Below are 8,593 nucleotides of genomic sequence, written 5' to 3' on the forward strand. Positions count from 1 at the left end.
TGGTCCAACCGGCACGGGAGACGCGGTGGTGGAACCGGTACGAGTACGCAGACTGACCTCCCAGGAGGGACAGCGGCTGCAGCAGATCGTGCGCCGGGGCAGCACCAGCTCGGTGCGCTACCGCCGCTCGATGATGCTGCTGGCGTCGGCCGGCGGGAACAGGGTGCCGGTCATCGCCCAGCTCGTTGCGGCCGAAGAGGACACCTTGCGCGATGTCATCCACCGCTTCAACGAGATCGGCCTGGCCTGCCTGGACCCCAAGTGGGCGGGAGGCCGTCCTCCCCCAGGCTCCGCCCGGGGGCACCCCAGCCTGCTCAACGCTGCTGACGAGGACTTCGTGATCCAGACGGCCACCACCCGCCCCACCAAGCTCGGCCAGCCCGTCACCCGCTGGTCGATCCGTAAACTCGCCGCCTACCTGCGCCGCGTACACGGACGCATCATCCACATAGGTCGGAAAGCCTTACGGTGCCTGCTGTTGCGCCGCAGCATCACCTTCCAGCGCACCAAGACCTGGAAGGAGTCCCCCGACCCCGACCGCGACGCCAAGCTGGACCGCATCGAGCACGTGCTGGACCGCTTCCCGGACCGCACGTTCGCCTTCGACGAGTTCGGACCCCTCGGCATCCGTCCCACCGCCGGCTCCTGCCGGGCGAAGCAGGGCAGGCCCGACCGGCTCACGGCGACCTACCGCCGCACCCACGGCGTCACCTACTTCCACGGCTGCTACTCCGTCGGTGACGACCGGCTTGTGGGGCGTCAACCGCCACCGCAAGGACACCGCCAACACCCTGGCCGCACTGAAGTCGATCCGCGCCGCCCGACCCGACGGCGCCCCCATCTACGTCATCCTGGACAACCTCTCCGCCCACACCGGCGCGGACATCCGCCGCTGGGCCAAGGAGAACAAGGTCGAGCTGTGCTTCACCCCGACCTACGCCTCCTGGGCCAACCCCATCGAGGCGTACTTCGGCCCGCTGCGGCAGTTCACCCTGGCCAACTCCCACCCCAACCACACCGTCCAGACCCTGGCCCTGCACCGCTACCTGCGCCGACGCAACGCTCACGCCCGTCACCCCGACGTCCTCGCCGCCCAGCGCAGGGAACGCGCCCGCATCCGCGGCGAGAAGGGCATCCGCCGGGGCGGACACCCCCTCACATCCGCAGCCTGACCAACCAGGCGAATCGCCCAGGCAGGGCAGCAGGTAGCCCAATTTCCGGCCGGTCACGGACGCAGCGATGAGTTTTTCCGGTTTCACGCGACCGTGCTGGTCGCAGCCATCAACGAGTGGCTATAACCAGCACGGACCCGATACGTCCTAGCCGTTGATGTCGAGCGCTGTTCCGTACAGACGGTCCACCTTCAACCGGATGACCACTCGGCGCTCAGCAACAAGATGCTCCAGAAACGCATCTTCATTCTCCGGTTTCGCGGCCTGCGGGATCATTCCGAGCAGTTCCCGACCGACCGCATCGCCAGGAACCGTCGTGATCTCGGAGACCTCGGCCTCCCCTTCGGCGACGGCGAACGACCACACGTCGCCGCCCTGCACGTGCAGCGCCGCACGCGGGTCGCGTCGCAGGTGCCCGACCTTGATGCGGTCGGCCGTCGTTGAGAACCGCGCAATGCGGGCCTCGGAGTCCCAGCTGTACACCATGGTGGTCAGGTGGGGGTGGCCACTGCGCTTGACGGTGGCGAGCGTGCCGAACTGCTGCTTGCCAAGCAGGTTGGAGAGGGCTTCGTCGGACAATGGGCGAGGCGCTGGTCTTTGAGTCATGACGTGATCAACGCCCGTAGCCGCCCCACAATTTCATGAACGCTGTGAACCTGACCCCCACTTTCACAACACGCCTTAGCCGGCCCGCATCCACGGCCGTAGCTTCTCCGGATTGCGGACCGCCCAGATCCGGGTGACGCGGCCGTCGGTGACCTCGAACGAGGCCACGGTCATGACGGCGCCGGCACGCTGGGCCACCAAACCCGGCACACCGTTGACCGACCGCTCCAGGAGTTCGAGCCCCGGAGCCTTGTCGGCGATGGCGACCATGTACTGGGCGATGCGCGCACCGCTTTCGATCGGGCGCAGGACGGCACCGACCATGCCGCCGCCGTCGGCGGTCATCACGGCGGCCGGGTCGAGGAGGTCGACGAGGGCCGCGATGTCCTTGGCCTCCCATGCCTCTTTGACGTGTCGCACCACGGCGGCCTGCCCGGCCGCCGTCACCGGAGCCCGCGCGCCGCGCACCCGCCGCCGGGCGGAGGCCGCGAGTTGCTTGCAGGCCGCGGGAGTCCGGCCGAGGATGTCGGCGATCTCGGCGAAGGGGTACCGGAAGACGTCGTGCAGGACGAACGCCACCCGCTCGGCGGGTGTCGTCGACTCCAGGACGACGAGGAAGGCCATGGTCACCGATTCGTCCAGAACCATCTGGTCGGCGAGGTCGGTGCCGTGGCCGTGGTTCCACTCGGCGTGGTCGGGCAGCGGATCGGGCAACCACGCTCCGACATAGCGTTCACGCCGGGCCCGCGCCGAGCCGAGCACGTCCAGGCAGATGCGGCCGGTCACCGTCGTCAGCCAGGCGCCGGGGGATGCGATCTCGTCCCGCCGACTTCGCGGCAGCGCGTACCAGCGCGCGTAGGCCTCCTGCACGGCGTCCTCGGACTCGGCCAGTGAACCGAGCAACCGGTAGGCGACATTCATCAGTTGGCGCCGCTCGCCGGCTGTCCCATCGGTGCTCCGCCCAGCCGCCCCCATGCTCCCGGCCGCCCCCTCGCCTTACCTTTCACAGTCCCGCGTCGTCGGGTCGGTAAGACCTTATCGATCTACTGCCCCCCCCGGGCGGAAAAGGGGACCGTGGCATGACGACCCAGGCGACGGCACAGCGACGCTTCTCGTTTCTGCAGATCGCGATCACCCTGCAGACCCTGACCATCTTCCTTCAAGCCGTTTCCGCCGGACTGCTGCTGACCTCGGCCTACGGAGAGACGCTTCACAGTGCCGGAGCCCGCGTGATGTACGGGGCGTCGATGCTGTATCTGCTCGCGGCGGTGCTGGCGTGGAAGCCGGGCGGCGGCTCGCCCCGGCCCGTCTGGCACGCGTCCGGCTTCCTCGTTCTCGCCTCGGTCCAGGTCGTGGTCGGTATCGCGCACGTACCTTCGGTCCATCTCCCCCTGGGCGTCCTGATGTTCGGACTGAGTGTGCTGGCGTTGGCGCGGCGCTGAAGTCCGATGCGGTGAGTACCGCAATCAGTTGGGGCTCGTCCGGCGGATCAGGCCGCGCCGGGGGCCCGCTCGCCTCTTGTGCTGGTGAGCGCGGCAACCGGCGCCCCGGCCTCACGCACCGCGCATGAGTTCCGCGTTGACGGCGTCGACCCGCGCGTACAGGGAGCCTTCGGTGATGATGCCCTCGCCCCTCCCCCGGCGCCGCGGGTCCACGTCGATCACGGTGACGAGCGAGTTGCCCAGTCCGATCACCACCCACCAGTCCCGCCCGTCCGCCCGCACCCGCCAGGTCGACTTCACCCACTTTCCGGTGTCCGTACGCGCCTCGGCCGAGACCAACTCCCAGCCTTCCGGGTCGAAACGGGTCAACGTCTCGAGGGGTGCGCCTCGCTGCCGCAGACGTTCGGTGACGTGAGCGCCATGGGCCTTCAGCCGTACCGGCTCGCTCAGGATGTGAAGCACCCGTGTGAAGAGGCTTCCGGGTCCTGTCTCGACGTGGAAGCGGGCGGTCTCGAATCGGGGTGGCACGGTGAACTCCTTGGAGGGGGATGAGGATGCCCGCGGGTGCGTGGTCAGCGGTGACGCCAGAGCCGGCGCAGGCGGAACACGTCCATGCGCCAGTGCGTCTCGCTGGACGGACACCGGCTCAGCCGACCCTCTTCCACTCCTGGCACCGGTTGGTCTTGAAGTACTCGCCGGTGTTGAGGGTCACCCGTCCCGGGCCGTTGAGGTTGTTGTTGGCGATGATGGAGCCGAACTCGCCGCTGGCGTCCTTGGCCCGTTCCCAGTAGCAGCCGAAATCGCCGTCCGCTCCGGCCGTCTTGTACGTGCCGGCCTTGATGTCCTCGCCGACGACGTACTCGCCCTCTCCCGAGAAGCTGGTCGCCGGGCCCGGCTCCTTGGTCTTCTTCGGCTTGGCGGTCACCGTCTCGGTCTCGGTGACGGTGGGCGCGGGCTTGGCGCCGCCGCCGTCGGCCTCGGCGGTCTCGGTGACGGTGGCCGTCGGCCTGGGCCCGGACTTGGTGTCGGCCGCCGCGTTCTCCGAGGCCGCCGAGCCGTCGCCGCTGCTTCCGATGCCGACCCCGATGAACAGGGACACCAGGGCGACCGCCCCGTACTTCAGCCAGGGACCGCGCTGCTTCGGGGGCCGTACCGGACCGGTGGGCGCGCCGAGGCCGAAGGGGCCCTGCGCGCCGGGGCCGGGCTGCGGGAAGGAGGAGGGCTGCTGGAAGGACATGGTCGTGCTCCGTTTCCGTGCGACGCGGCACGTGAACTGCGATGAGGGAACTGCGACATGGAAGGGGTCGAGGGGTGCGCGGACGCTCACCCGCGCTCCTCGCCCCGTCGCTGAGGTCGAGGCGCCCCGAGGTGCCGGTCCGAGCGGCGGCACCGCCCAGCACCTGACTCCGCACCTCCGGAAGCACCACCAGAGAAGCAGAGCCGGGAAAGCGTTGTCAACCAGCACGCCCGGCTTGACGGGTGCTGTAGGTTGTTGACGTCCGCTATGAGAGGTCCAGGTCTTCCGTCATGCCCCAGCAGCCGTCCGCGCAGGTGACCGCCGCCGAGATCTCCCGCATCGCCGGGGTCACGCGCGCCACCGTCAGCAACTGGCGTCGCCGGTACGACGACTTCCCCGAGCCGTCCGGCGGCACGGAGAGCAGCCCCCTGTACGACCTGGAGACGGTCAGGACCTGGCTCGCCTCGCGCGGTCACGCCTCGGCGGCCAGCCCGGCCGAGGAACTGCGCACGACCCTCCGCCTCAACCCCCCGAGCACGGACGGCGACGACGGCGGTACGGCGGACCTGCTGCTCCTCGTCCTGGCGGCGGCCCGCCGCACCCCGGACCAGCTCACGGCCGCGGCACAACTCCCGGACGAGGAACTCGCCCTCCGCGCGGAGCGCGACGCGGCGGGCGTCGCCGACGCCGTACCGAGCGCGGGCGCCGTGCGCTTCGCCGGCACCCACGCCGCCGTGCTCCGCGCGCTGTACGTGTGCGTACGGGACGAGGGCGGCCGGGCCACGCTGGGCGTGCTCGCGGAGCGGGAGCTGGAGGAGAGCGCGGCGAGCGGCGCGTACGGCACGCCGGACCCGCTCGCAGACCTCCTCGCGCGCCTCGTCCCCGGCACTCCCACCCGCGTCCTCGACCCGGCCTGCGGCAGCGGCACCCTGTTGGAGGCCGCCGCCCGCCGGGGCGCGACCGAGCTGTACGGCCAGGACGTGCTCCCCGTGCAGGCGCGGCGCAGCGCGGTGGGCCTGATGCTCGCGGCGCCGGGGGCCACGGTCACCGTGCGCGCCGCCGACAGCCTCCGCGCGGACGCCTTCCCCGGCCTGGACGCCGACGCGGTGCTGTGCACCCCGCCGTTCGGCGTCCGGGACTGGGGGCACGACGAGCTGGCGTACGACCCGCGCTGGGCGTACGGCGTACCGGCCCGCGCCGAGTCGGAACTGGCCTGGGTGCAGCACGCCCTGGCCCACCTGACACCCGGCGGTCACGCGGTCCTGGTCATGCCGCCCGCGTCGGCCGGCCGCGCGTCGGGCCGCCGGGTACGGGCCGAGCTGGTCCGCAGCGGCGCCCTGCGCGCGGTGGTGGCGCTGCCGGTCGGCGCGTCGGTTCCGTTCCACGTGGGCCTGCAGATCTGGATCCTGCGACGGCCCGAACCGGGCGGCGCGGCGGGCAAGTCGGTGCTGTTCGTCGACACGGACGGGACGACGGCCGGTGCGAGGACGGACGCCCGGACGGGCCCGCGCACGCGCGGCGGCAGCCGGTCCGCCTCGCTGGACTGGGAGCGGATCACCGGGCAGGCGCTGGAGGCGTGGCACGCGTTCACCCGGGACTCGGACGCCTTCGAGGGCGAGCCCGGCGTCGCGCGGGCGGTCGACGTCGTCGACCTGCTGGACGAGACCGTGGACCTGACGCCGACCCGTCTCGTCCGCGCCTCACGCGCCGACGTGGACCCGGCGAAGCTGGCGGCGGAGGCCGACGCGACGCGCCGGAGCCTGGTCGAGGCCGCCGAGTCCCTCGTCCGGGCCGCCGGTTACGACGGCTGGGACCCGGCGGGCGACTCGGCCCGGCAGTGGCGTACGGCGACGGCGTCCGACCTGGCGCGCGGTGGCGCGCTCACGGTGCTGCGGACCCTGCCGGAGGGGGCCCGGGGCCGTGCGGAAGACGGAGCCGGCGCCTCGGAGCAGCCGGGCGCCCGCGCGGTCCTCACCGGCTCGGACATCGCGCGCGGGTCGGGCCCCACGGGCGACCCGGCGGAGCTGCGCAGCGGCACGGCGCCCGTGATCGCCGTCGGGGACGTCCTCGTACGGGCGGTCGCGAGCAAGGACGGCCCGATGTCCCGGGTCGCGGGTGACGCGGAGGCGGGCGCGCTGCTCGGCCCCCACGTCCACCTCTTCCGGCCGGACCCGGCCCGCCTGGACGCCTGGTTCCTGGCCGGGTTCCTCGGCGCCGAGGACAACATCGCGGGCGCGTCGACCGGCAGCACGGTGCTGCACGTCAGCCCCGGCCGGCTGCGCGTACCGCTCCTGCCGCTGGAGGAGCAGCAGCGGTACGGGGAGGCGTTCCGCCGCGTCCACGAACTGCGGGCGGAGGCACAGCGGGCGACCCGGCTGGCGGAGGAGACGGCACGGCTGCTGGCGGGCGGGCTGACCGGGGGGCAGCTGCTGCCGTCCCGGGACGCGACCTCCCTTTCACCGCACGGCGATTCACCCCATTAGGCAGGACACCGCCCCTCGTCGCCGCGTTCACGCGCACTCGCGTCACCGGCGACGCACCGACGACGGGAGCCGGGCGCTCACGGAAGGAACCCCCGGAGTCACCCGACGGGCACCATCTGCCGCACCCGGCCGGAACTCTCCACAAGTCCTCCACCTCAAGGGGTTGATACACCCATCCCGCACTCCCCGCCCCGGACCCCGACCCCATCCACTACCGTGTCTCCAGGCGCGCATCGCGGCTGATCAGACGCTCGCCATGATCGAATGTCGAGGACACACGTGCAGAATTTGAGTGCCCCGACAGGCCCTCTGATCAAAAGGCAGCGACAAGACACCTGATCAAACAGCTCGCCGCCGGGGACTGCTGCACGGATAAGTGACACCTGAACCAGGCCCCTGGTTGATTCTATTCGCACTGCCTGCCACCGGAAGGTCGTTCTTTTTTGCCACCTGCGCCTGTTGCTCGCAGCCCGGTCGTCACAACCCCGTGCCGCTTCGCTTCGGCAGAAGTATGCTGCCGATCATGAGCATTGAAATAGTGCAGGCGTGGCGACGTGTTGAGACCTGGCTTGCAGAGAATGCGCCTGGATCTCATCGCTCCTTGAGGGCCCCTGCTACAGACCTCGATATCGCCCGTGCACGCGAGTACGTACCGGTTCACGAGGATCTGCAGTCGTTGCTCAGAATCCATGACGGGGCCGAGGCCTATCAGATCGACGGGGATGAAGAAGGCGAGGTGAATCCCGCAGCCTGGCTGCCGGAAGGATGCGAATGGCTTCCCCTGGACCGGATGCTCAGTCTGCCGGTTGTCGCCCTAGTCGGCTTGGACCGGCCGGACTGGGCTCCCTGGGCTGCTCCGGGGGACGGCGAGAGTGGGTTCGGCATCGAGGGCGCTTCGGGGCAGGTCACACGTTTTCCCGATGAGGGCGCGGCACCGCTGGAGTCAACGGCTCCCCATGTCACTTCCCTTGCCGCGTACCTCACGGCTCTGTCAGAGGCCCTTGAGTCGGGTACGGGCCCTCTGATCACTCCGCGCGGCCGGCCCGGCATTGCCCTCGATTGCTTGTTGTGGGAGGACCCGGAGCGGGTGTCCCTCGACGAGGCACCTTGGCACCCCTTGCATCCATGAACGACGGGCGGGGGCACAGCGCCGAGTGGCGCTGCACCCCCGCCCGCTTGTCAGCACGTGATGGTTCTCACGGTCCGAAGTGGACGGTTCCGGGGCGCGGGTTCACTTCCGCATCTGGCACTTGACCTCGAGCTTGGACGTATCGCAGCCCGCAAACCATTCGTTGCCGGGATCGACCCAGAATTTGTCCTTGTCCAGCATGCGCATCTTGGACAGGAACGGATTGGCTCCGGCCGTCATCCGGTTCATCGAACCGCCGTTGATGGCGTTGGACATCGAGGAACGCCCGCAGGTCTCGTCCCAGGTGGGCGGGTCGTAGCGGGTGTCGTCGACCAGGTGTTCTGAGCCGTCGTCCGTCTTCACCGCTACCGTCTGCACGCATTCGCCACCACCGCTCGGGCCGGCCGGCATCTCTCCACCTACCGCCGACGGCATACCTGGGGACTGATCCTCGATCCACCGCGTGAATTCTGCTCACGGGCGTCGGGCGGCTCCTGGTGGTTTCTTCGGGACGCGGGCAGCGG

At 70.5% G+C, this 8,593-nt stretch carries 8 protein-coding genes and 1 pseudogene; 4 read left to right on the forward strand and 5 right to left on the reverse strand.

What is annotated here, in order from left to right:
* Positions 1 to 172 precede the first annotated feature (172 nt).
* Positions 173 to 1,172: pseudogene (locus JL475_RS21480) on the forward strand (IS630 family transposase).
* Between the two features lie 147 nt (positions 1,173 to 1,319).
* Here the strand turns inward: JL475_RS21480 and JL475_RS21485 are convergent.
* Positions 1,320 to 1,778: a PPOX class F420-dependent oxidoreductase gene (locus JL475_RS21485; protein ID WP_202279437.1), complete on the reverse strand. Its 459-nt coding sequence runs from the start codon at positions 1,776 to 1,778 to the stop codon at positions 1,320 to 1,322.
* A 75-nt stretch (positions 1,779 to 1,853) separates the two neighbouring features.
* Complete coding sequence (gene sigJ / locus JL475_RS21490) at positions 1,854 to 2,753, reverse strand: RNA polymerase sigma factor SigJ (RefSeq protein ID WP_202279438.1); 900 nt, start codon at positions 2,751 to 2,753, stop codon at positions 1,854 to 1,856.
* Between the two features lie 104 nt (positions 2,754 to 2,857).
* On the opposite strand from sigJ, the gene JL475_RS21495 reads away from it, so the two are divergent.
* Positions 2,858 to 3,220, forward strand: a complete 363-nt coding sequence (locus tag JL475_RS21495; RefSeq protein ID WP_202279439.1) for a hypothetical protein — start codon at positions 2,858 to 2,860, stop codon at positions 3,218 to 3,220.
* Between the two features lie 111 nt (positions 3,221 to 3,331).
* Here the strand turns inward: JL475_RS21495 and JL475_RS40165 are convergent, their stop codons facing one another.
* Both JL475_RS40165 and JL475_RS21505 read right to left on the reverse strand, forming a co-directional pair.
* Positions 3,332 to 3,748, reverse strand: a complete 417-nt coding sequence (locus JL475_RS40165; RefSeq protein ID WP_237407829.1) for a hypothetical protein — start codon at positions 3,746 to 3,748, stop codon at positions 3,332 to 3,334.
* 118 nt (positions 3,749 to 3,866) lie between these two features.
* Entirely contained in the window at positions 3,867 to 4,457 is a 591-nt protein-coding gene (locus JL475_RS21505; RefSeq protein ID WP_237407831.1) for a hypothetical protein, read from the reverse strand.
* Between the two features lie 290 nt (positions 4,458 to 4,747).
* On the opposite strand from JL475_RS21505, the gene JL475_RS21510 reads away from it, so the two are divergent.
* Positions 4,748 to 6,940, forward strand: a complete 2,193-nt coding sequence (locus tag JL475_RS21510; protein ID WP_202279440.1) for an N-6 DNA methylase — start codon at positions 4,748 to 4,750, stop codon at positions 6,938 to 6,940.
* A 523-nt stretch (positions 6,941 to 7,463) separates the two neighbouring features.
* Positions 7,464 to 8,069 (forward strand): hypothetical protein, encoded by a 606-nt coding sequence (locus JL475_RS21515; RefSeq protein WP_202279441.1) that lies wholly within the window; start codon positions 7,464 to 7,466, stop codon positions 8,067 to 8,069.
* A gap of 102 nt (positions 8,070 to 8,171) precedes the next feature.
* Here the strand turns inward: JL475_RS21515 and JL475_RS21520 are convergent, their stop codons facing one another.
* Positions 8,172 to 8,504 carry a hypothetical protein gene (locus JL475_RS21520; protein WP_202279442.1) on the reverse strand — a complete coding sequence of 111 codons (333 nt, stop codon included), beginning with the start codon at positions 8,502 to 8,504 and terminating at the stop codon, positions 8,172 to 8,174.
* Between the last annotated feature and the right edge of the window lie 89 nt (positions 8,505 to 8,593).

Origin of the sequence: Streptomyces sp. M2CJ-2, from assembly GCF_016757295.1 — a bacterium.
Taxonomy (GTDB): domain Bacteria; phylum Actinomycetota; class Actinomycetes; order Streptomycetales; family Streptomycetaceae; genus Streptomyces.